The sequence below is a fragment of the Neobacillus terrisolis genome, assembly GCF_051233475.1.
Taxonomy (GTDB): Bacteria; Bacillota; Bacilli; order Bacillales; family Cytobacillaceae; genus Bacillus_BU.
This window is the reverse complement of the sequence record NZ_JBKFGH010000002.1, coordinates 169,774-194,206: the sequence shown is the minus strand read 5'-3', so window position 1 is coordinate 194,206 and position 24,433 is coordinate 169,774. Positions and strand designations below refer to the sequence as shown.

The 24,433-nt window shown below is 37.3% G+C and carries 18 protein-coding genes, 1 pseudogene and 1 riboswitch; of the genes and pseudogenes, 12 read left to right on the top strand and 7 right to left on the bottom strand.

Translation table 11 applies throughout. The annotated features are described in order from the left end of the window. Window positions 1-191: 191 nt before the first annotated feature. Both ACI48O_RS01310 and ACI48O_RS01305 read left to right on the top strand, forming a co-directional pair. Window positions 192-1,922 carry an ABC transporter ATP-binding protein gene (locus tag ACI48O_RS01310; protein ID WP_435559889.1) on the top strand — a complete coding sequence of 577 codons (1,731 nt, stop codon included), beginning with the start codon at window positions 192-194 and terminating at the stop codon, window positions 1,920-1,922. After that, complete coding sequence (locus ACI48O_RS01305; RefSeq protein WP_435559888.1) at window positions 1,912-3,738, top strand: ABC transporter ATP-binding protein; 1,827 nt, start codon at window positions 1,912-1,914, stop codon at window positions 3,736-3,738. Before ACI48O_RS01310 ends, ACI48O_RS01305 begins: the two co-directional genes overlap by 11 nt. A 251-nt stretch (window positions 3,739-3,989) precedes the next feature. Here the strand turns inward: ACI48O_RS01305 and ACI48O_RS01300 are convergent, their stop codons facing one another. Beyond that, complete coding sequence (locus tag ACI48O_RS01300; protein WP_435559887.1) at window positions 3,990-4,247, bottom strand: small, acid-soluble spore protein, alpha/beta type; 258 nt, start codon at window positions 4,245-4,247, stop codon at window positions 3,990-3,992. A gap of 164 nt (window positions 4,248-4,411) precedes the next feature. On the opposite strand from ACI48O_RS01300, the gene ACI48O_RS01295 reads away from it, so the two are divergent. After that, a complete protein-coding gene (locus ACI48O_RS01295; RefSeq protein WP_435559886.1) occupies window positions 4,412-5,875 on the top strand; it encodes an alanine/glycine:cation symporter family protein in 1,464 nt (487 codons plus the stop codon). 137 nt (window positions 5,876-6,012) lie between these two features. Here the strand turns inward: ACI48O_RS01295 and ACI48O_RS01290 are convergent, their stop codons facing one another. The 6 genes from ACI48O_RS01290 to ACI48O_RS01265 form a co-directional block, all read right to left on the bottom strand. Beyond that, window positions 6,013-6,729, bottom strand: coding sequence for an exonuclease domain-containing protein (locus ACI48O_RS01290; RefSeq protein WP_435559885.1), 717 nt, complete (start codon window positions 6,727-6,729; stop codon window positions 6,013-6,015). 3 nt (window positions 6,730-6,732) lie between these two features. Further along, window positions 6,733-7,713, bottom strand: a complete 981-nt coding sequence (locus tag ACI48O_RS01285; RefSeq protein ID WP_435559884.1) for a DUF294 nucleotidyltransferase-like domain-containing protein — start codon at window positions 7,711-7,713, stop codon at window positions 6,733-6,735. 58 nt (window positions 7,714-7,771) lie between these two features. Continuing rightward, on the bottom strand, window positions 7,772-9,037 hold the full coding sequence (locus tag ACI48O_RS01280; protein ID WP_435559883.1) for an ammonium transporter: 1,266 nt from the start codon (window positions 9,035-9,037) through the stop codon (window positions 7,772-7,774). Between the two features lie 289 nt (window positions 9,038-9,326). Further along, on the bottom strand, window positions 9,327-10,313 hold the full coding sequence (locus tag ACI48O_RS01275) for a DUF3939 domain-containing protein (RefSeq protein WP_435559882.1): 987 nt from the start codon (window positions 10,311-10,313) through the stop codon (window positions 9,327-9,329). A gap of 498 nt (window positions 10,314-10,811) precedes the next feature. Continuing rightward, window positions 10,812-12,080, bottom strand: a complete 1,269-nt coding sequence (locus ACI48O_RS01270) for a dicarboxylate/amino acid:cation symporter (RefSeq protein ID WP_435559881.1) — start codon at window positions 12,078-12,080, stop codon at window positions 10,812-10,814. 184 nt (window positions 12,081-12,264) lie between these two features. Continuing rightward, window positions 12,265-13,305: a DctP family TRAP transporter solute-binding subunit gene (locus ACI48O_RS01265; protein WP_435559880.1), complete on the bottom strand. Its 1,041-nt coding sequence runs from the start codon at window positions 13,303-13,305 to the stop codon at window positions 12,265-12,267. A gap of 101 nt (window positions 13,306-13,406) precedes the next feature. On the opposite strand from ACI48O_RS01265, the gene ACI48O_RS01260 reads away from it, so the two are divergent. The 9 genes and pseudogenes from ACI48O_RS01260 (at window position 13,407) to ACI48O_RS01220 (ending at window position 24,183) form a co-directional block, all read left to right on the top strand. After that, window positions 13,407-15,014 (top strand): ATP-binding protein, encoded by a 1,608-nt coding sequence (locus ACI48O_RS01260; RefSeq protein ID WP_435559879.1) that lies wholly within the window; start codon window positions 13,407-13,409, stop codon window positions 15,012-15,014. After that, window positions 15,007-15,678 carry a response regulator gene (locus ACI48O_RS01255; RefSeq protein WP_435559878.1) on the top strand — a complete coding sequence of 224 codons (672 nt, stop codon included), beginning with the start codon at window positions 15,007-15,009 and terminating at the stop codon, window positions 15,676-15,678. Before ACI48O_RS01260 ends, ACI48O_RS01255 begins: the two co-directional genes overlap by 8 nt. A gap of 187 nt (window positions 15,679-15,865) precedes the next feature. Beyond that, complete coding sequence (locus tag ACI48O_RS01250; protein WP_435559877.1) at window positions 15,866-17,104, top strand: ATP-binding protein; 1,239 nt, start codon at window positions 15,866-15,868, stop codon at window positions 17,102-17,104. 172 nt (window positions 17,105-17,276) lie between these two features. After that, window positions 17,277-18,296 (top strand): 4Fe-4S binding protein, encoded by a 1,020-nt coding sequence (locus tag ACI48O_RS01245; protein WP_435559876.1) that lies wholly within the window; start codon window positions 17,277-17,279, stop codon window positions 18,294-18,296. 229 nt (window positions 18,297-18,525) lie between these two features. Further along, complete coding sequence (locus ACI48O_RS01240) at window positions 18,526-19,698, top strand: HD-GYP domain-containing protein (protein ID WP_435559875.1); 1,173 nt, start codon at window positions 18,526-18,528, stop codon at window positions 19,696-19,698. A 127-nt stretch (window positions 19,699-19,825) separates the two neighbouring features. Then, window positions 19,826-21,019 carry a hypothetical protein gene (locus ACI48O_RS01235; RefSeq protein ID WP_435559874.1) on the top strand — a complete coding sequence of 398 codons (1,194 nt, stop codon included), beginning with the start codon at window positions 19,826-19,828 and terminating at the stop codon, window positions 21,017-21,019. 41 nt (window positions 21,020-21,060) lie between these two features. Next, window positions 21,061-21,228, top strand: a pseudogene (locus ACI48O_RS01230) (IS91 family transposase); the annotation flags it as partial. Window positions 21,229-21,738: 510 nt separating this feature from the next. Further along, window positions 21,739-22,878: a DEAD/DEAH box helicase gene (locus ACI48O_RS01225; RefSeq protein WP_435560021.1), complete on the top strand. Its 1,140-nt coding sequence runs from the start codon at window positions 21,739-21,741 to the stop codon at window positions 22,876-22,878. Between the two features lie 162 nt (window positions 22,879-23,040). After that, window positions 23,041-24,183: a trans-sulfuration enzyme family protein gene (locus ACI48O_RS01220; protein WP_435560020.1), complete on the top strand. Its 1,143-nt coding sequence runs from the start codon at window positions 23,041-23,043 to the stop codon at window positions 24,181-24,183. 91 nt (window positions 24,184-24,274) lie between these two features. Then, window positions 24,275-24,385, top strand: a riboswitch (SAM riboswitch). The last annotated feature ends 48 nt before the right edge of the window (window positions 24,386-24,433 follow it).

The following is a 24,433-nucleotide window of genomic DNA, read 5'->3' as shown; positions in this document are numbered from 1 at the left end:
AGTTGACTTCACAAATATGTACATGAAGTCAACTTTTTTCATTTCTCCATGTTATTAATTCACTTCATTTTAAAAAAACACAATAAAGTTATATCATGGATAGTAGATTATTTTAGTTTACACGATATCCGATTACTAGAAAATTTGAGCTTCTGATCACATCCTCTTAAACATCTTTGGAGGTTTTTACATTGAAAAAACTTTTTTCCTTCCTAAAACCCTATAAACTTTCGATATCACTAGCCCTTTCCCTAATGCTATTCGAACTAATCGTTGAACTGATGCTGCCCCTGTTCATGGTGAAAATTATTGATCAAGGGATTGTTCAAAAGGATCTTTCCACCATTGTTAAGTGGGGTGGGGTTATGTTTGGGATCTCTTTGCTGTCGTTTGCATCAGGTATCCTTAATTCTTTTTATGCGGCCCACGTCGGACAGAGCTTTGGATATGATATTCGGAAAAGCTTGTTTGAAAAGGTACAGTCATTATCATTTGAGGATTTTCAACGATTTCCCACCTCGTCCTTGATAACAAGAATGACAAATGATGTTACTCAAATTCAAAATACTGTTTTTATGAGTCTGCGAATTATGATGCGTGCCCCTCTGTTTGTGATTGGTGGGGTCATAATGGCCTTTGTTGTGAATGTTAAGCTTGCCTTCATTCTTATTTCGGTTGTCCCCTTCCTTATTTTGTTTTTAAGATGGGCATTTACTAAGGCCGCAAAGCTTTTCCGTTCCTCTCAAGCGAAATTGGATCGGGTTAATAGTGTAATGCGGGAAAATTTAGCGGGGATGCGCCTGATTAAAGTTCTGCTAAGAGGTCCACACGAGACGAAGAGATTTGAACAGGCGAATGATGAATTAATGAAGCGGACAGTTTCTGCATTAAGATTAATTGATTTCACCATGCCGTTTTTACTAATGGTAATGAATATTAGTATTTTGGGGGTATTGTGGTTTGGAAGTGGTCAAGTTGAGTCAGGTGAAGCAGGGGTTGGTGAGTTAGTTGCCGTGGTCAATTATGGAACTCGGATTGCTGCCGCTTTATCGATGTTTTCGATGATTATCCTTGTTTTTTCAAAAGCAAAGGCTTCCGGGCAGAGGATACTTGAAGTCTTAACGACAGAGCAAAAAAGAGAAACGAATCTTTCCTTAGAATCAGTGCCTTCAATAACAGGAAAAGTGGAGTTTCAATCTGTTTCCTTTTGTTATCCAGGAACAGATCGAACCGTTCTAAGTGATATTTCATTCCAAGTGAAATCTGGCTCTACGATTGCTGTGATGGGAGCAACGGGTTCAGGGAAAACCTCGCTATTTCAGTTGATTCCCCGTCTTTATGAGGTAAACGAGGGGGCTATCTATATTGATGATTATGATATTCGCTCGTTAAATCCGGAATTCCTCCGAAGGAAAATTGGATTTGTCCCACAAGAGGCTTTGTTGTTCACAGGTACAATCAAGGAGAATGTTGCCTGGGGTAAAGAGGATGCGACGCTTGAAGAAATGATTGCAGCTGCAAAAAATGCTCAAATACATGACACAATAGAAAAACTTCCAAAGCAATATGAAGCCGTAATTGGTCAAAAGGGTGTTAATTTATCGGGAGGACAAAAGCAAAGATTGGCGATAGCAAGAGCGCTTGTCAGAAATCCAAGAATTCTTTTATTTGATGACAGTACGAGTGCTCTAGATTTAAAAACAGAAGGTAAATTGCTTGAAGCAATCAAACAATATTCGTGCACAACGTTCATTATTACACAAAAAATCAGTACAGCGATGGGGGCGGATATGATTCTGCTCTTAGACGATGGAAAGCTGTTGGCAAAGGGAAATCATGCAATGCTCTTGAAAGAATCAGAGCTTTATCGGCAAATTTTCCGATCCCAATTAGGAGAGGGGAGGGTGAAGCATGTTCAATGAACTTAAGAAACCCTTCCAATATCGAAGCGGAAAGCCAATACCGAATGGAGACAAGGGGCGAGGAAAGAAGGCGAGACCGTCTAATTTAGTGGCCACATTAAAACGATTATGGTCTTATTTAGCGAGAAAAAAGGGTTTATTTTCAGTAGTGATCCTGCTAGTCATCCTTTCTACGGGACTTAGTCTTTTAGGTCCGATCTTGGTTGGAAAGGCTATCGATGATTTTATCGTCACGAAGGAAACAGAAGGCTTGCTGCAACTGTTAATATCGTTAGTTTTTGTTTATGTTTTTTATGCGGCATCAAGCTTTCTGCAAAATTACTGGATGATTGGAATTGCTCAAAAGACGGTTTATACTTTGCGGGTAGATTTATTCAAAAAGCTGCACCTATTACCGATTCATTATTTTGATAAGCGCCAGCATGGAGAAATCATGAGCAGGGTTACAAATGATATCGAAAATATAAGCTCTACTTTAAATAGCTCGGTGATTCAAATTTCAACGAGTATTCTGATGTTGGTTGGTTCTATTTCTGTTATGGTGTGGCTTAGTCCGTTGTTAACAGCGGTAACGTTAATTATTGTTCCGCTCATGTTTGCCGGGATGAAATGGATAACCAATCGTACTGGTAAATCATTTAAAGAACAGCAGCGAAACTTGGGTGAAATAAACGGTTTTATCGAAGAAACCATTTCTGGTCAAAGGATCGTCAAAACGTTTTCGCAGGAGAATAAAGTGCTGGCTGAGTTTATGATCCGAAATGATAAGCTAAAGGGATCCGGGTTTTGGGCTCAGACTATTTCAGGATTTATTCCAAAGCTTATGCATGTTTTAAATAATTTAAGCTTTGCCATCATTGCGGGTGTTGGAGGAGTTCTTGCCTTAAAGGGACTGATTACGATTGGGGTTATAGTTGTTTTTATCGAATACTCCCGTCAGTTTACCCGACCTTTGAATGACTTGGCAAACCAATTTAACACACTGTTATCTGCTGTGGCTGGGGCGGAAAGAGTATTTGAGATATTAGATGAGCGAATAGAAGAAGATGAACTTAATGCTGTCAATTTAGCTAACACCAATGGAGATGTAAAGTTTGAAAATGTTACATTTTCTTATGAAAAAGAAAGTGATACTGTCATGGACATCAGTTTCCATGCGCGTCCAGGGGAGATCGTTGCACTGGTGGGGCCTACTGGGGCCGGGAAGACGACAGTCATTAATCTGCTGGCTCGATTTTATGATTCTGACGGTGGCCGTATATTGATTGATAACTGTGATATTAAAAGAATAAAACGAGAAAGTCTTCGAGGTCACTTAGGGTTTGTGTTACAGGACTCCGTTTTGTTTGAAGCCACGATTAGAGAGAACATACGTTATGGAAGATTACAAGCTTCAGACCAAGAAGTAGAAGAAGCTGCAAAGCTTGCTAATGCTCATTCCTTTATTATGAAGCTTCCAAATCAATATGATACGCTTCTTAAGCAGGATGGCAGTGGCATTAGCCAAGGACAAAAGCAGCTTCTGTCCATTGCGAGGGCGATCTTGGCCAATCCGGCCATATTAATTTTAGATGAAGCAACAAGCAATATTGATACGATAACCGAATTGAAAATCCAAGAGGCATTACAGAGATTAATGGCGGGAAGAACAAGCTTTGTCATCGCCCATCGTTTGAATACGGTTCAAAAAGCAGATCAGATTCTAGTCTTAGACCAGGGGAGCTTGATTGAAAAAGGAGACCATCAAACTTTACTAAAGAAAAAAGGGTTTTATTATGAGCTCCACGAAAAACAATGGCAAAAAGAGGCGCTTTAACTTTTTGGGTTAGAGGCCTCTTTTTTTTGTCCAAATTTCAACAATTAAAACTTTTATATATCAGATTAATTTAATAATTATTGTTGTATAACAGTTTCTGTTTTATAATTCGAAATATATTAATAATTTTTTGGAAAAGAGGTGAAATATTTGGAGCGATTTGTTAACAGTTTGAATGGCGTACTATGTAGCGCCCCTTAATAGGATTCCCTTTTCCTGTTTTCAGGTCAATCCTATTTTGAAGAAAAGAATTATTCTCCCTTTTTACTCATAGACTGTTGGGCCATTTTGACTAACTCGCGCACCATATTCCCACCGATTTTGCCGCCAACCTTACCGGCTTGTCTAGTGGTTAAATCGCCGTTATAGCCTGGTTTTAGCGGAACACCCGTTTCCTTGGCAACTTCAAATTTAACTTGATCGGGATTTGTTTGATGATTGAGTTCAGCCTTTAATTTATCAAGCGCTTCTCTTGCTTCGGGAACAAGGATTTTATTTCGTCTCACCATAGCAATTCCTCCTTTTTCAAATAGTTTGTCCAACCGACAGAGATCCTTTCAAAAAAACCATGTCAGATTACCTTACATAAACCTCGAAAAGTTGTTGTAATACAACGGATAGTATTTTATAATTCGAAATATATTAAAATTTCATAAAAAAGAAGGTGGATTTTTTGGAGCAAATCGTCAATAGTTTGAATGGGATACTTTGGAGTGCGCCGTTTATTTACACTTGCTTAGGGATTGGTTTATTTTTTAGTATCCTGACTCGTTTTTTACAAGTTAGGCATATTAAAGACATGGTAAGGCTAATGTTTAAAGGGGAAAGTTCTGATGCTGGGGTATCTTCATTCCAAGCATTATCTATCGCTCTTTCTGGTCGTGTCGGTACAGGGAATATTGCCGGTACAGCGACGGCTATTGCAATGGGAGGCCCTGGAGCGGTGTTTTGGATGTGGGCGATTGCTTTTATTGGAGCGGGGAGTGCTTTTGTAGAATCCACCTTGGCCCAAATTTATAAAGTAAAACAAAGTGGTCAATACCGAGGAGGGCCTGCTTATTATATTGAAAAAGGAATAGGGTGGAAATGGTATGCGGTCTTATTTTCTGTTTCATCTATTCTTGCAATGGCGGTGTTGATGCCGGGAATTCAGTCGAATTCTATTTCGATTGGATTAAAAAATGCTTTTGATATTAGTCCAATGGTTAGTGGGATCGTTATCACTGTATTGTTAGGTGCAATTATTTTTGGTGGAGTAAAACGGATTGCTACTGTAGCTCAATACGCTGTTCCGTTCATGGCGTTAGGATACATTTTAGTTTCTGCCATTATTGTTGTTATGAATATTACTGAACTTCCTAACGTCTTTGCGCTTATTTTTAAAAGTGCTTTTGCGCTGGATTCAGCGTTTGGTGGAATTGTCGGGATGGCTATTTCGTGGGGAGTGAAGCGGGGAATTTATTCTAACGAAGCTGGCCAAGGAACTGGTGCTCATGCTGCTGCGGCTGCTGAGGTGTCTCACCCGGTCAAGCAAGGACTTGTTCAAGCATTTTCTGTTTACATTGATACATTGTTAGTGTGTAGCGCTACTGCATTTATGATTTTATTTACTGGCTCCTATAATACGTTTGGAGCTGATGGAAAATCCTTTATTGTTGAAAAAATTCCGGGTGTTGCAGCCGGTCCAGGCTTTACTCAGGCTGCAGTGGAATCAGTGATTCCGGGATTTGGTTCAGGGTTTGTAGCAGTATCTTTATTTTTCTTTGCGTTTACAACAATTATGGCATACTACTACATTGCTGAAACGAATATCGCCTATTTAACAAAAGGTAGAGAAAGTAAAATTGCGATGGTTGGCCTTAAAATTGTGATTATTGCTGCTACCTTCTATGGGTCAGTCAAAACTGCCGATTTGGCTTGGGCGCTGGGGGATGTTGGATTAGGGATCATGGTTTGGCTAAATTTAGTAGCGATCTTAATTTTGACGAAGCCGGCTTTAATTGCCTTAAAGGATTATGAATCACAGAAAAAACAGGGGCTTGATCCAGTGTTTAATTCGAAAGCATTAGGGATAAAAAATGCAGAGTTTTGGGAAAAAGACTATGATGCTCCAAGAGAAGAAGAAAATGTATCTTAGACTTAAAGGTTATTGGACTAGCTGATAACGTTACGATTAAGGAAAATTGGGTTTACACACCTGATTTTCCTTATTTTTTGCAAAAAAATCTGACCCATCCATTATCAAAAATTGGGAAGGTCAGATTGAATTGGATATTATAATCTTGCTACGCGTTCATAAATTTCTTTTAATGTTTTATAGCCGGCTTCTTGAAGCTTGTTAATATAAAGACACCAGAGCTTTGCTGTTAATTTTGCATCACCTAGCGCATGATGTCTGCCTTCAATTGGGATTCTGTTAAACTCACAAAACTCCTCTAATCGAACAAGTTTCTTATCCGGCTCTGCGACCCGATATAAAAAAGAAGTATCAACAATGCGATGTTTAAAGTGGGAGCGAAATAGCTTCCAGCTGGCATGTTGTAAAAAATTTTTTTCATGACCGGCATGATGTGCGACGAGAGTGTTATCTCCTACATACTTAAAAAATTGGATGAGTACCTCTGAAAGTGGAGGAGCATCTTTAAGTTGTTGATCGGTAATTCCTGTTAGTTCGATAATTTTTTGTGGAAGAGGTTTATCATAATGAACCACGGAATAATATTCCTCATTTTCCTGAATACGATTCCCGCATACTTTTATTGCGCCCAAGGAAATAATAGCGTCACCCTGATCGGGATAAAAACCGGTTGTTTCGATATCGAAAACAACAACATTTAACTCCTCTAACGGTATCTTGAGCTTATCTTCTGAATTTAATTCTCTTTGAAGCTGGCGAAGATAAGCCATTTGTTGGGCGTTCTGCCCTTGCGCGCCACCAAAGACTTTCCCGTGAATTCCTCTCATTAAATGATAAAACGGTTCAAATGGCATTGGCTAACACCCTTTTTCGATGATCCGATTGACGTTCTGATGCAGTTTTTTTCCGTCTTTTAAAATGCGCTTAATTTCTTTTTTTTCTTCACGACTAAGCTGCTTAAGATCAAGAAAATGAATATCATCGTAAGAATCTTTTGTATCAAATAACGATAAGCGAAATTTCAGCAACTGCAGAAAATTAGCTTTATAGACAACGAAATCCTCGTTGTAACCTCTTTGGTTTATTAACTCATCAAGTCGATTAAGTGTTGAAGTTTCGGAGATTCCTTCTTTAATCGCAAGAAGGCGAATGGCATTAACGTAGGGGAGAAAGGCTGAATATTTTAAGTCGATTTCTCCTGCGTGTAATCCTTTCTCCTCAACAATAATTTGGCCAAGGGGGCCGACTGCGTTCTTAATATGCATGACATTTTCCATCAAGCGCTTGATTAAGTTTGGGTTGGTTTGTTGGTATTCAAAAATAAAGGTTTTTAATGATTGGATTAAACTGGAGTTCCCAATTAAAATTCGAGCATCGAAAAAGATTTGCAGATTGCGGATGGTTTGGAAGCTGCCTTCTTCCATCCATTGAAGAATCTGGAGCCTCCACTGTTCAAGTGATTTACACCAGAGTGGGTTTGAGCTCATTACGTTCCCTTCGCAATAAGGATAACCGACAATATTTAGACCGAAGGAAAGCTCTTTGCCTAATGCTATAAAATATTCGTCGGATTGATTGTTTGATAATTCGTACACGATGCCATGGTCTTGGTCGCTAATAAGTCCTTGTTCAAATCTTCCGCCGCTTCCGGTGATGAACCAAGAAAATGAGCACGGTGGGGCTCCTTTGTTTAAACGAGTTAACGCTAAAGCGTATACCTTTTGCATAACCTTGTCATGAAAATGATTTAAAGTTGTATTATCAGAGTGATAATGGGAAATTTGCTCGTCTTTCCATCTTCGTATTGATTCGTATGAATGAAAAACTTCGTTTGCCATTTTGACACATCCTTTGCGCCAGAAAAAGTGAAAGCCTCTTTGAAAGAGGCTTCCATAATTATGAGTTTACACTTTTTTCATTTGATAAAAATACTTCAGGATAACCGTAGCTTCCGTGTTCGCTAATGTCAAGGCCCATAATTTCTTCTTCTTCAGTAACACGAAGTCCTTTAAGAACTTTCTTCGCGATGACTAAAATGACGAATGAGACGATGAATGCATAACCAGCTGAAGTTACAATTCCTAACGCTTGAACACCAAGCTGTTCAAATCCTCCGCCGTAGAAGAGTCCGGGTTTACCAACTGTAGCGAGTTCTTTTGTAGCAAAGAATCCGTTTGATAAAGTACCCCAAACTCCTGCTGTACCATGAACGGATAAAGCAAAAATTGGATCATCAATTTTTCTCTTTTCAAAGAATCTAGCACTATAGAAAACTAAGATTCCGGCAATTAAACCAATGACAACTGCTGCCCAAGTTTCTACGAATGCGCATGATGCAGTAATGGCAACTAGTCCTGCCAAGGCTCCGTTTAACATTGTTGGGACGTCTGATTTACCAAGGACGATCCAAGAAATGATTAGTGCAGCTACAGCACCAGCACCGGCTGCAAGGTTTGTATTTAGTGCAACAAATCCGAAGAAAGCTCCATCGACTGAAACAGTGCTTCCTGCATTGAATCCAAACCAGCCTACCCATAAAATTAGAACTGATAACGCGGTGTAAACTTGATTGTGTCCGTAAATATTATTAGGGGAACCATCTTTATTGTACTTCCCGATTCTAGGTTTTAACAAGATCGTTGCAGCAAGAGCTGCCATCGCACCAGTTAAGTGAACTACAGTTGAGCCTGCAAAGTCTTGCTTTCCGTGTTCAGCTAACCAACCTCCGCCCCAAATCCAATGAGCGATAACGGGATAAACAAGTGCTGAGAATAAGAGTGCAAAGAATAAGTAAACGGATAATTTCGCTCTTTCTGCAAAGCCTCCAAATGCAATCGTTAAGGAAATACCAGCAAATGCTAATTGGAATAAAAAGAATACTGGAGTTGAAAGACTTGCTCCTTCAATTTGTGTGCCGGAATAAAAGAATTCTGATAGTCCGACGAAGAAGTTTGCGTTCTCTCCGAAGGTAAACCCGTAACCAACTGCCCAGTAAACCAATGAAGCGATCCCGAATGTAAAAATGGTTTTACCAGCAATATGACCTGCATTTTTCATGCGTGTAGAACCAGCTTCTAATAGGATAAATCCACCTAGCATAAAGATAACTAAAACTGCTGACAACATGACCCACAAGCTGTTCATTAAAAAAGTAGCATCCATTTTTCTTCCTCCCTTTTCTTTTGTTACAATTCATTACGTATTAATGTAAGAAAATATAACATTAGTTTCTTTAGGTTTATTTTAGCGTAAAAAAATAATGTGTCAATAGGTTTTCTCAAGTTTCTGAAAATTTATGTTAGAAAATCTAACATAAAATGAATTTATTTTCCATTTCTAAGGTTTTAAATAAAACAAAAAACGTTATCCAATAGTTAAGCAAAACTAGGATAACGTTTTTTGTTTTTAGTTTTTTTTATGGAGCAGGTTGTAATTTAATTTGGAAAATTGGTTAATCCACATGTTTATTCGTCGTATTTGGCTTTATGTGAGAAATAATACCGTCACAATCTGTGAGATAAAAATCCATTTCTGGATTACTATCTAAATAATGTTCCTGGATCAGTTCAAAACAGTTTACTCGGTGAAGTGGATCATAACTTAACGTTGGGTTATGTTGGTGATCCTTTACATAGAGGTCAACAGCTTTCTGAACTTTGTCCATCATTTCAGGGATGTGCCGATCACTTTCTTCGAAAACATCATATGTTTCTTTTGACATATAATATTTTTTTGATGGTATTCCACCTAAATAATGAACAAGTTGGCTAAAATCAATGCTGAAATCATCCTTTATAAGAATCGTCTTGGATGTTTCTTTTGGATGTTGGTTAAAGAAATATTGAGTTGCTCTACGCACTTCATCTAATGAAACATCTATAATTGGAACATTCAAACTTGATTCTTCTGTCGGCTTTTTTTGTAATTTTCGGCCGGAAAGTAATGGATGGGTATCCTTTTCGCTCTTTTCACTCTGCTGCATATAGTGCATGATCATAATGTAGCAAATGCTTCCTCCGATAATAAGTCCCAATAATACACCGACAATGGTAAAAAGGGGATAAAGGTCATATCTACTGTCGGCAATCGATCCAAGTTTAAATCCAGCGAAGATAGAGATTCCTAACAAAATGCAAACTACTACATTAAAGGAGAGAGTCTTGATAAGAAAAATCGTAAATAGATGAAAGTTCGTTTCAGATTTTGATTTTTTAGAAGTTAAGAACTTGTTAATTTCATTTTTAAGATCCTCGGATATAGGATTGTCTTCCAGGAAGTGACTAATATATTCTTCAATTGATTTATTGGAGTTTCTTAAAATGTAAGCTGTATGTTTGATATTCCCCCGAGAGTAATACACATAAATCCACTTTTCTTCAATGTCCAGCTCTAGTTTTTCAGTGACTCTTCCGAGTGATTTGGTGAATGTTTTCTTCATCTGGCATCCCCCATTTTTATTCATACCTTTTAAAAACTAAGTGAGCGGAAGTCTATGAAGTAAGTTTGAATGATCTAGTTTGCTAATGGTAAGGTGTATTGGAAAATATTGTTTTACCTTTCTTCATTATATTATATTGGTAAACTAAAATAAGGAGGGGGTTTGTGTCATTTTATCGAAATTTTCAGTATTTTTACATATTCATTATTGATAATGAAATAATATAAATTAAGAGGGATAAGTAGAATGATAGAAAGTAAAAAGAAGCGAACAGAGAAAGATAAACTCTGTTCGCTTCTTTTCTATTATTATAATAGTGATGTTAAATTTGGCTGTTGATTTCCGCTGCAGGTGCTCCCTTTCCGCGGGGGAGTCCGGGAGCCTCCTCGGCGCCATAGCGCCTGCGGGGTCTCCCGTGACACCTTCTCCCGCAGGAGTCTCGCACCTTCCGCTCCAATCAACAGAGTGCTCATAATCAACATTATTTTACTCTTAATATTAAACAATCTGTCGTGAGGCAGCAGGGGCTTCTTCTGCTAGTTCAAGAGGAGGGTGGAATTCATTTTCCATTTTGGAGACGACAACTGTTGCTACGCCATTCCCAATTAGATTAGTAATGGCACGTGCTTCAGACATGAAGCGATCCACCCCAAGTAATAGCGCGATTCCTTCAACAGGTATCATTGGGAAGGCTGCTAAGGTTGCGGCCAAAGTGATAAAGCCTGATCCCGTTACGCCTGCGGCTCCTTTTGATGTCAACATTAAAATCCCCAGAAGGGTTATTTCTTGCATAAGGGTTAAATCGACCCCATATGCTTGAGCGATAAAAATGGCTGCCATGGATAAGTATATGGCTGTACCGTCCAGGTTAAAGGAGTATCCGGTTGGAACAACTAATCCGACAACAGATTTCGAACAGCCATACTTTTCGAGGCGTTCCATCATCCTTGGAAGAGCTGATTCGGAAGAGGAGGTTCCAAGCACAAGTAAAATTTCCTCTTTAATATAAGCGATAAACTTAAAAATGCTAAACTTATAGAACTTCGCAATGGCACCAAGCACCAAAATAATAAATAAAAACATTGTAATATAAACGGAACCCATTAATTTACCTAGTGAAACAAGCGAACCAAGACCGAACTTTCCAATTGTATAGGCCATGGCACCTGATGCCGCAATTGGCGATACCTTCATAATCATGTTTACTACGCCAAAGAAGGCATCGGTTAATTTCTCAAATAATTCAACAACAGGCTTTGCCTTGTCTCCCATAGCGGCAAGGGATGTGCCAAAAAGAACTGCGAAAAAAAGAATAGGTAATAATTCTCCACTCGCCATTGCACCGACAATATTATCTGGAATAATACTCATGATAAAATCCATTGCCCCGTGACTTGTTTCTTTCGCTTGGTCAGTAAATTGGCTTATATCGCCACCCTCTACTGCGGTGGTATTAAAACCTTTTCCTGGCTTAATCAAGTTGACGACGATAATTCCGATTGCTAAAGCAAAAGTGGTGACAATTTCAAAATAAAGCAGGGCTTTACCTCCGATGCGGCCCACTTTTTTGAGGTCACCCATACTGCCAATGCCAATCACAACAGTAAAAAAGACTATGGGTGCAATCACCATTTTAATCATTTTTATAAAGATATCTGCTAATACCTTTAACTTCTCACCGAATTCAGGGAAGGTAAAACCAATCGCAATACCAACAAAGATCCCGATAATGACTTGAACAGTTAAATTCTTAAAATTTATTTTCATGTTAATCCCCCTTATCTATTAACATCATTGTTAGCGCTTTCAGTGTCGTGTGGTTGGGTTTTATATTAACAGACAATTTAGAAAAATATATTTTATGGTGATATTGTTCTTTTTGTTCATTTTGGTCATGGCGATGAAAGCAAAAAAAAAACAGGCGTTTGTGCGCCTGTTTATTATGTAAGGTTTACTCGCTTGCTTGTTGAATTTTATAAAGAAACTCAGCACCAATCTCTTTTTCAACAGATTTATAAAGAGGTGTAAATGCATCCTTCCAAAGCTTTTGTTGCTCTTTAGTTAGGGTATGAATTTGAATTGATGAGCTATTCTTTATTTCTTCAAGCTGGGCGTCGTTCATATTTCTCGATTCCTGTTGAATCCATTTTGAGGTTTCAGCAAGTGCGCTGTTAATTTGTTTTTGTTCGGAAGCTGATAGTGTTCTCCAGAAATCAGAATTCATAATTACTGCATACCCTAGATATCCGTGGTTACTTAACGTTAGATGGTCCTGTACCTTGTATAAGCCTTTAGAATAGATATTTGAAATCGTATTTTCCTGACCATCTAATTCTTGGATTTCTAATGAGTGATATACACTGTTGAAAGGCTGAGCTACAGGGTTTGCGTGAAGCAGCCAAAATTGTTTTTCAATCATTTCACCGGGCATTACCCGAAAGCTTTGGCCTTTGAAATCGGCCGGGGTGATCAGCGGTCCTTTGCTGCTTGACATTTGTTTAAAACCATTGCTCCAAAAGGTCATCCCTTTCATGTGTTTTTCATCCAATTTTTCTATTAATTCTTTGCCAATACTACCCGTGAAAACATTCTCAACCTGTTCATCGTTTTGGAAAAGAAAGGGCAAATCAAGAACCTTCCATTCAGGGACGAACTCTGTCATTTTAGTAAAGGTTGGAGCCACCATTTGGATGTCGCCACGAATTAAAGCATCTATTTCTTCCCCGTCAGGATAAAGAATGCCGTTTGGATAAACTTCCACCTTAATCTTTCCATTTGTCTTTTTTTGGACTAAGTCTGCGAATTTTTGTGCGGCAAGACCTTTTGGTGTATTCTCAGCAACAACATGGCTAAAGCGGATAATAATTTGATCCTTTAAGCCTTCCTGTTCGTCATCATAGACAAGGTTCTTAGAATGTTGCAAAGTAGTTGAACTTATCCATATGATTAATATAGTAATAGTTAATGTACTAATTGAAATAAATGTTTTCATATCAACCCTCGAACTGTTGTTTTTTTTATCATAACATTTATTGAAATAATAGATAAATTTTTCGTGATACAATAGTCTAAGTACGTTAAGGGGATTACATTATGCGGATATCAATTCAATGGAAGATTACTAGTTTAATCATTTTCATATTAGGCTTTTCATTACTTTTTCTTGGTATTGTGCTCATTAATGGTTTTATCCAAAAAGAGGAAAACAAAATTAAGGAGCAAGCCATGTTGACGGCTCGTACAGTTGCAGAGCTTCCAGAAGTAATTAAAAATATCCCTAATGATCAACGAGATATTATTGACCTTCAAAAAACAGTAGAAAAAATTCGAATGATAAACAAAGCCGATTACATCGTTGTGATGGATATGGAACGTACGAGACTTACGCACCCAATTTTGGAAAAAGTGGGCGAAGTATCAACGGGTTCAGATGAAGGAGCAGCCTTTGCTGAGCACTCTTATATTTCAGAGGCATACGGCGAACTTGGTACGGTTATCCGAGCATTTGTGCCGGTTCTTAATCAAAACAAGGAACAAATAGGCGTAGTCATGGCCGGGTATAAACTACCAAGCTTGTTTGAAACATTGCTTCATCTTAAACAAGAGATCCTGCTAACAGGAGGGATTGCATTTTTCTTTGGAGGATGGGGCGCTTGGGTGTTAGCAAGGCAGATTAAGAAGGAAATGTTTCTGCTTGAGCCGCATGAAATTGCCAGAATTGTTGTTGAGCGTACAGAAACGTTTAACTCGATGCATGAAGCGGTGATTGCGATTGACCGAGAAGAGCGGATAACGATCTTTAATAATCGGGCAAAAGAGATTTTGGATGTTAAAGATGAAGTAATTGGAAAGAAAATAACGGATATTTTACCGGATACATATCTTCCGGAAATTCTTCAGTTAGATAAACCTATCTATAATAAAGATTTATATATTAATAATTTAATGATAGTAAGTAATCGAATCCCAATTAAAGTGAATAATGAAACGGTTGGGGCAATTGCTATATTCCAGGATCGAACTCAGGTTAAGAATCTAGCGGAAGAATTAACAGGGGTAAAAGCTTTCGTAAATGCTTTAAGAGTTCAAAACCATGAACATATTAATAAACTGCACACCATAGCCGGATTAATCCAAATTGGGAATAGGGAAAAGGCGCTCGAATATGTGTTTCAAGTAACAGAGGAGCAGGAAGAATTAACGAGATTTCTAAGCAAAAATATACACGATGACAGTCTTTCCGGGCTATTGTTAAGTAAGGTTAGCCGCGGTAAAGAACTTGGAATTCAGGTAATTATTGATCGGAACAGCTTCTTGCGCGAATTTCCGAATTTACTTGATCATCATGATTTTGTTTTGATGATTGGCAATCTAATTGAAAATGCCTATGATTCTTTTAAAGATGTTCAGACAGAAAGTAATGAAATCTATGTGAGTATCCGGCAAACGGATCAAATTCTAAATATATTAGTAGAAGATAATGGGTGCGGGATAGAAGAAGAGGATCTTTCTAGAATTTTTAATTATGGATATTCCTCAAAGAGCGGAACGGGAAGAGGAATTGGTTTATTTTTGGTAAAACAGATTGTTGATAAAGGACAAGGAAAAATCCATGTTGATTCTAAAGTTGGAAACGGAACGTCTTTTCAGATTACATTTAAGTTTGAACCATCCGTACATGGAGGTGTGAGAGTTGTTTAAAGTCGTCCTGATTGAAGATGATCCAATGGTTCAGGAAATTAATCGTCACTTTGTCGATAGTGTCCCGGGGTTTAAAGTTATCGGTATTGCTGGAAACGGACTTGAGGGGATTGCTCTTATTGAAAAACTTAAGCCGGATTTGGTCCTTGTTGATGTGTTTATGCCAAATCAAGACGGGTTAACAACCTTGAAAATGATCCGTACAAAAGGTTATCAAGTTGATGTGATTGCTATTACAGCCGCAAGTGATATGGACACAGTCCGCTCATTCCTTCAACAAGGTGCGTTTGATTACATTATGAAGCCCTTTAAGTTTGAGCGAATGAAAAAGGCGTTAGAAAATTATCGATCTTTTAGAATGCAAATAAATAAGAAGCAAACCATCTCTCAGGAAGAACTGGATGAAGTATTATTTCAAAAAGAGCTTGAGGAACAAGGGGAGCTTCCTAAAGGTTTAAACGGGGTTACTTTAAAAAAAGTAATTTCTTTCTTATCCAGCCATTCGTTCCCGATTTCAGCAGAGGAGGTAGCGGAGGGGGTAGGAATCGCGAGAGTCACAGCCCGTCGCTATTTAGAGTACTTGGAAAAGTGTGGCAAGGTGAAAATCGATATCCAATACGGTGGAATTGGAAGGCCGGTTAATCGATATATCTATAATGGATAATTCCTTACGTGTTATTGGATACCTGCATTTTTTGATGAAAATTGTATGATTGTGTTAAAAATATAGTCATATTTTGTCGAAAAATATATTATTATGCCGATTTTTTTCACTTTTTTATAGAAAATACAGGAAATCCTGTTTAAAATAGGTATGTGTGCATGTTACTTATTATAAGCGGGGTTTGGTTATGTCGGATAATGTTCATGGGAAACAACTGTTAGTTGAGGAAGTAAAGGCAGTAAAACTGTTTTTATGGATGTTTTATGTAATATTTACTGCCTACGATTTGTTAATATATTATGTTAAACCTCTTACAATAGAAAATCCTGAAGAAGGCCCAAAGTCAGCGCTTGGTTTTTGGTTTTTTGTGTTGCTATTTCTACTGTTACCTTTAGCTGTATATTTGATCAAAAAAGAAAAGGTCTATACTGTAAAATATATCTATATTATCTGGTATACTCTTTTAGATTTACTTAACATGTTATTAATGTATTTGGGAAATAGGGGGAACCCATTTGAATACGGGAGCGTTTTAGATGTCTTTTTAGTTCTTTTTGCTCCAATCTTTGTAAACAAGCGGTATTTTTGGGTGGTTTCAATTTCAACAACTGGTAAATTTTTAGTTTCTGGTTTGATTCTTTTAGATAAAAATACTATTATACCGGTGGCTATTTTTGTCATTATATCTATTGTATCGTTTATCATGCTTACCAGATTTATTTCATATATACAAACGCTATCAACTGTTTATGAGGACTTAAATAAAAAAGAAAAATTGGCTTATGTTGGGAAGATTGCCACTGTAATTGGACATGAAATACGTAATCCCTTATCAGCATTAAAGGGATTTATTCAATTACAAAGTGAACGAGATGTAAGCGAAGATACCTATTATCCAATAATGCTACAGGAAATAGATCGTATTAATACAATTGTTGATGATTTAATGATTATAGGCAGACCAAAACCTCCTACTTTTAAGCAGAATAATCTTAATGAAATTATCCAGTATATTTCTAATGTGACCAGTCCTCTTGCTGAAAATTTTGGATCAAAGATTGTTTTTAAAGAATGCGAAGGAATGCCTTTAATTGAATGTGATGAAAAACAAATGAAACAAGTATTTATTAATCTTATAAAAAATGCAGTTGAGTCGTTGCCAAGAGGCGGGACGGTTGAAGTGGGTTGCAAGGTAATAGGAAGTGACCAAATAAAAATTTATGTTAAAGACAATGGTTGTGGAATAGATTCAGAAAAACTAAAAAAACTTGGAGAACCCTTCTATACAACAAAACCTGAAGGCACAGGATTAGGTTTAATGGTTTCAAAAAAAATCATCGAAGATCATCTTGGAGAACTTCTATTTAAGAGCCAATTAGGAAAAGGAACGGAAGTAGAAATCATTTTGCCAGTAAAACATAATTAAGTTACAGCAAAAGGGGCTATCGAATGGTTTAGCCTCTTTTGCTATATAAAATTATAAATGTTTAATGAATTCTTTATGACACCTTTCTTACAGAAGTGTATTCGTGAATTATATCACTAGATTTTTCTCTCTTTTTTCTTATGCTTATGTAAGAAGAAAGAGGAGGACTAGCATGAAGACAAAGAAATGGTATTACAGACAATTGAAGAAAAGACCAATTGAATTCGCCAGAAATGGGGTTCAAATTGCTTTTTTGCTGTTTATACTTTTTATTGGATTTCGATTTTGGCAGTTTTATAATCACTTCGCTTCATTAGGAGTGGAGCCGTTTGTTGAAAGACCTAGTGCAGTAGAAGGCTTCTTGCCAGTCAGTGCACTTGTAGCTTTTAAAGTATGGATTACGACCGGAGAGTTTGATCGAATTCATCCAGCGGGTCTCGTGTTATTCACTTTTATTGTGGGGTCGGGAATTCTTTTTCGAAGATCGTTCTGTAGCTGGATTTGCCCAATTGGTACAGTCAGTGAATGGACAGGGAAATTGGGTAAGAAGCTTTTTAAGAAGAGTTTTGATTTACCTAAATGGCTCACATGGATTTTGTTCCCGTTAAAGTATTTACTATTAGGTTTTTTTATCAAGGTTATTCTGTTCGATATGCCGGCAGTTGCTGCTCAACAATTTTTATTAAGTCCTTATAACTTAATCTCAGATGTTAAAATGTTGACATTCTTCTTAAATATAAGCGGGTTTGCATTGAAATTCATCCTAATTCTATTTGTGCTTTCACTATTTTTTAAGAATTTTTGGTGCAGGTTTTTATGTCCGTACGGGGCATTGATTGGGTTAGGCTCTTTATTTGGAATAACAAAAATTAAACGGAATGAAGAATCGTGTATTGATTGTAATGCGTGCACCCGTGTTTGCCCGCAAAGAATTCGAGTTTCAGAAAAAACATCGGTGTTAACACCGGAATGTTCCGCTTGTATGCAATGTGTTGAAGTATGTCCGGTTAAGAACACGTTGACTGTTCAAGTTGGTCCAAAAAAAGTAAACAAGTGGGTAGTGCCAATTGCTTTCTTTTCAATTTTTGCATCTGTAGTCATTATTGCTAAGCTAACTGGAAATTGGAATACAATGATTACGTATGAGGATTTTAAAGCGTTAATTCAAAATATCGACTATATTGGGCATTGATGGTATATTAAAAAGCACCGAAATACAAATTTCGGTGCTTTTTTTGACTAAATGGTAAATGAAAATCGACGTTTCTATTAACTTTTTGAAAAATTGTTTGTTTGGATATTAGTTGCTATTTTGTTCCTTTTTCTTTTAGTTTATAATGGAAACAAATGTCGATTAGTGACGAAAAAAATTTGTTTGATTGTATATCCAATTGGAATGAAAATACTCGCGAGGTAGAATCATGCAAAAAATAATTACTGGGGCTTCTTTAATAAAAGAAGAAAAACGAACAATTAAGTGGTTTTTATCATTGTTTTATATCATTTTTGTTGGATATGACCTTATTTATTATTATATATTTCCAAATTTTGTGACTAACACTTATAAAGAATTGCCAACTAAATTTGGATATTGGATTTATGTATTACTGGCTGTGCTACTTCCCATTGCATTGTATTTGATTAAAACTAGGAAACAGAGCTATGTCAAATATGTTTTATTTATAGGTTACACTCTCATCATTATCGCCAGTGATCTTTATACGTATATTGGAACTGACCTTAAGTATGCTAGTGGTAATCCTGCTGAAATATTTATCGTCTTGTTTTCTCCAATTTTTGTAAACTACCGATATTTTTGGACAGTAGTAATTGGGACCGTATTAAAATACTTGCTTATTGGTTTTGCGCTAAGTAGGACAGATGTGTTTATCCCAATACTTTTAGTCGGTGTAATTGCAATTGTTGCTTACATTTTTGTAAACAGATTTACAGGATATGTTCGTGCAATTGAAGACTCTTTCGATCGACAATTACAGGGAATAGTTAAAGGGGTAATAGCCACCCTCGAATTAAAAGACCCATATACAAGAGGGCATAGTCAACGGGTTGCTTCTTATGCTTTAGCTATGGCGAAGGAGTTTGGGAAGTTTTCTAAAGAAGAGTTAAGAGAATTTAATTATGCATGCTTGTTGCACGATGTCGGAAAAATAAATATACCGGATAGAATTTTAATGAAGCCGGAAAAATTAACTAATGAAGAATATGAAATTATTAAAATACATCCTTCTATAGGGGCGAAAACAGTTGAGGGTGTTGAAGGATTAAAGAACGGAATTGATGTTATTCGGTCTCATCATGAACGGTGGGATGGGAAAGGTTATCCGGATAATCTAATTGGTGAAGAAATTCCAATACTCGCTAGGATTACTTCAATCGCCGATGCTTTTGATGCCATGACTTCATCTAGATCTTATCGTGCCGCTTTACCTTTAACGGAAGCCTATAAGAGAATACTGGAGGGGAAAGGGACACAATTTGACCCTAATCTAGTAGAGTTATTTAAGAAAGTGTTCCCGAAATGGGAAGAATTGCATAACGGTTATAAATTTACTTCTAGAGAGGAGGTGAATTAAATGAAAATCCGCAAACTCAACAAAGTTAAAACGACATGCTGGTGGTGTTGGTGGCAAAGCTAATATGGAAAGGGGGATGCGTGATGTTTAGTAGTGCATCCCTAGTTTTTTATAAAGGGTGTTTTTCTTGAGTCTAAACTATGAAACTAGCTTAAAGCTACATCCAATAAATATTAGAGAAGATAAAAAAAATTTCATCGTTGAAGATCAGATAACGGGTGAATTCTTTGAAATGCCCGCTATTTGCATTTATGCTCTTGAAATGATAGAAAATGGTGCAAGTCTTCATGAAATTGAAAAAGAATTAAAGGCAGCATACCCCGAAGAAGAGGTCAACTTACTTGAATTTGCACAGCAGCTTTGGGAAATGGATTTAATTCAAGAAGTGGACGGACAACCTATAGAATCTGCCAAACGAAAGCAAAAAAATCATGGGTTTTTGTGGATTCCACAGCGGATGGCAAAAATCTTTTTTAATAGGTTCGCTATGTGTTTCTACTCTATACTTTTCTTAGTTAATATCGGAATCTTCATTAGTAATCCTCACTTAATTCCTCACTATAAAGATTTATTTGTATTTGATGTAATGACGATCAATATTCTTATATATTTTGCTATCTCCTTATTACTTGTTTTGGTTCACGAGTTTGGGCATGTAATGGCACTAAGGTCCGTTGGCCTTCCAACAAAGGTTGAAATTGGACATCGTCTTATTTTAGTTGTACTAGAAACCGATATGTCAGAAGTTTGGGGATTACCAGCGAAGAAAAGGAATGTGCTTTATTTAGCGGGCCTTTGCTTTGATAATGTTATCTTATTTCTGGCTTTATTAGCCGACTTGCTGTTTCCAGGTCAAACAGGTGTTGTTCTTGGAATTAGTGGGATGATTGTTTTAGATGTAGTCATTCGGATGATTTATCAATGTTTTATTTATATGAAGACCGATTTGTATTACGTTTTAGAGAATCTGACGGGATGCTATAATCTGTTAGAAAATTCACGCACTTATTTTAGGGAACTCATTTTTTCAACCAAGGGTAAGTCCACACCAGCAATTTTTGCGGGGGAAAAGCCGGTTGTGATCACGTATGGTATTTTTTATATGATCGGGATGGGGATTACTTTTACATTATTTGTTACCTATTTTATTCCGCAATTGATTTATATTGTAAAGGAATCCATTCATTGTGTGATGAGAACCTCTGAACCGGCTCATTTCTGGGATGGAGCCATTGTCTTGTTACAGTTACTATTAACGATTGGGTTGCTCCTTTATTCTTGGGGGAAAAGTTATATATTAAAAACAAAAGGACAGCTCTAGGCTGTCTTCTTTTTTTAGATAAGAAAGTATAAAATTTTCAAGTATTGAAACTAATAAGAAAAGGATTATCAGCAAAAGAGAAGAAAAAAGTTCAATCAAGATTACAAAAGGCGTTTACCAATAATGCAGAAGGCTTCTATGTGCATGCCCCAAAACAGAGAGGTAATGTAAAAGAGCAACTGGGTACATGTCCCGGTTTTCTTAGACGTGTAAAATGAAGATTTATTTGTTTTGTTATAAAAAAAATATCATTTTTTGCTGAAAATGATGTAATTTTTTTGGTTTTTTTAAAAAAAGGGGAGCTTTTTAAAAAAAATATAAGATTTTGGCTATTTTTTGGAGAATATTTGCTCGCGAAAATGCGTTTATGCCCGTCAACATGTGTATATGGACCATTTGAAAAAATATATGGACCAACTTTCAAAATATTTGGACCAACTCTCAAAATATATAGACCAACTTTCAAAATATATGGACCAACTCTCAAAAGATATAGACCAACTTTTCAAAAATATAGACCAACTTTTCAAATTCATTCCCCCTCGTCCCCACCTCACTCTTTTAATTGAGTTAGCTCTAAAAAAAAACAATACCATCCTCTTTTTTTATGATCATTCATTCATTCAAATTGTTCTGAATAACCGATTTTGCGAGAAAGCCAAGGTTATAATAAAATGAATGCAAAGGTTAAAAAAATGGAGTTATATAAAGGAGAAATTATGTACGATATAAAAGCGATTAATCATGAAATAAAACCCTTCCTTCAAACTGCTTGGGAAAAGTCGGGCTTTGAACAATTAACTTCCGTTCAAATGAAGTCCATCCCTTTTGCTCTTGAAGGAAAAGATGTCATTGCTGAATCACCTACTGGAACGGGGAAGACATTAAGTTATTTACTGCCAGTCTTACAAAAAATAGATCAAGAACGCCGTGGTGTGCAAGCGGTTATCTTAGCCTCTTCACAAGAGCTTTGTATGCAAATATTAAGCGAAATTCAAAAATGGGGTGAAGGAAGCGGGATTAGGAGTGCATCCTTTATTGGGGGGGCGAACGTAAAAAGGCAGCTCGAAAAACTAAAAAAATCCCCTCAAGTAGTCGTTGGAACACCTGGACGGATCTTGGAGTTGATTAAGCAAAAGAAGCTAAAGATGCACGAAGTAAAAACTGTCGTCTTAGACGAAGGGGACCAATTGCTTATTCCAGAACACTTAACAACCGTTCGCCATATTGTAAACTCACCATTAGCGGATCGTCAGGTCTTGGTCTTTTCAGCGACATTACCTCCACGCACTGAAGAGATAGCCAGGGGATTAACGACAAACCCTGAGTTAATTAAAATTGGCAGAGATGAGACAATCAAATCAGAAAAGGTAGATCATTTTTACTTTGTATGTGAACAGCGGGAAAAAATTGAAATCATGCAAAAAATAGCCCGGCTTTCTGGGATTAAGGCATTGGCTTTTATGAATGATATTGGGGAAGCCACCTTGATTGCATCAAAGCTTTCGTATAAAGGAATTTCGGCAGGGATCCTTCATAGTGAATTGAAGAAGCTTGAGCGTCAAACAGCCTTAAAGAAATTTCGTGATGAAGACTCTTCCTTATTAATAGCAACGGATGTTGCAGCAAGAGGGTTAGATATTAAAGGAATTACTCATGTAATCCATGTTGATTTTCCTAAGGAGATCAATCAATACGTTCACCGATCTGGCAGGACGGGCAGATTCGGCGCAAGCGGTACCGTTATCGCTATCGTTACAGAAAGAGAAGAGAGAGAATTGAAGAAATTCTATCGCGAGCTAGGCATAACTGGACAGAAGAAGAGTTTCTATAAGGGTGAAATCGTGTCGGCAAAGTAAATAAACAAGCCAGACAAATGAAAATTTTATATGTGAAAATTCACAAGTGTTTCCGCTTTCAATCTCCTATCTTTCCGATAGGAGATTGACGAAACAACTGGTTATTGTTATAGTCATTCTAGATTTTAGAAAAGTTTTTCTATTCTTAAAAGAAGGTGAACTATCTTGGCCAGGTTTGAAACGGATGTACTACATAGTGTTAAAAAAAATAAACAGCCGATAAAAAGCAAGGTGACACCAATTTATCAAACGACTGCTTTTACTTTTGCAGACCTTGATGAATTAGAGGGGTATTACCAAGGGCAAGGAAATTATTTATATTCACGCGTAGGGAATCCAAATACTGATGAATTAGCAGAAGCAATTGCAGCGCTAGAGTGCGCACCCGCTGGGGTCGCTACATCATCAGGTCTTTCCGCTATTTTAGCAGGGGTATTAGCAGTTGTGAAAAGTGGAGATCACATTGTCGCAGCTGAAGATTTATACGGAGGAAGCTTCCACCTTTTAAAAGAGGAGCTCAGTCAGTTTGGAGTTGAGATCACGTTTGTCTCTTTTGAAGAGCGTTCCAGTATCGAGTCTGTTATTCAGTCCAATACTAAATTGCTCTATACAGAATCGATCACAAATCCACTATTACGAGTTCAAGATATAGATGAGTTTGTGCAAATTGCTGCCAAGCATAATCTTATCACTTTAGTCGACAATACTTTTGCGACACCATATCATTGTCAGCCATTTACTAAAGGGGTAGACTTGGTCGTGCATAGTGCAACGAAGTACATAGGTGGTCATAGTGATGTCACTTCTGGAGTGCTCGTTGGCAGACAAGACCTGCTGGAAAAGGCAAGAGCAAAAGTGGTCAACCTTGGAACGAATGTCAGTCCGTTTGAGGCCTGGTTAACAACACGGGGATTAAAAACACTTGCAATTAGAATGGAGCGCCAGTCTCGTAATGCAAAGGAACTTGCCAAAGCGCTTTTAGAAAATAAATTAGTGGAAAAGGTTTATTATCCATTTGAGCATGGTGAAAATGGCTACGGAGCCATTGTTACGATTAAGCTTTCCAATTCAGTGGATGTTAATGAATTTTTTAAAAATCTTTCTTGGGTAAAAATTGCCCCAACACTGGCCGGAGTAGAAACATCTGTCTCACATCCGGTTATTACTTCCCACAGGGCTTTGCCGGAGGAAGCGCGGAATGCACTCGGAATTACAATGGAAGTCGTTCGAATTTCCGTCGGGATTGAACATGCCGCTGACATCATTAGCGTTTTTGATCAGGCAATTCAACAAGCTTCAAAATAATTTGTTGTTTATGGTTGACGTTCCCAGTTAAATTAATTTATAATTCAAAATATGCTTAAAAAGAATTTCAAAGATTGTACAAATAAATAATCTCTTATCATGAGTGACGGAGGGACCAGGCCCTATGAAGTCCGGCAACCATCAAGCATTGCTTGAAAAGGTGCTAAATCCTGCAGACAGAGTGCTGTCTGAAAGATAAGAGGAGGAAAAACCCTCTTCTTAGGAAGAGGGTTTTTTGTTAGGGATCTTT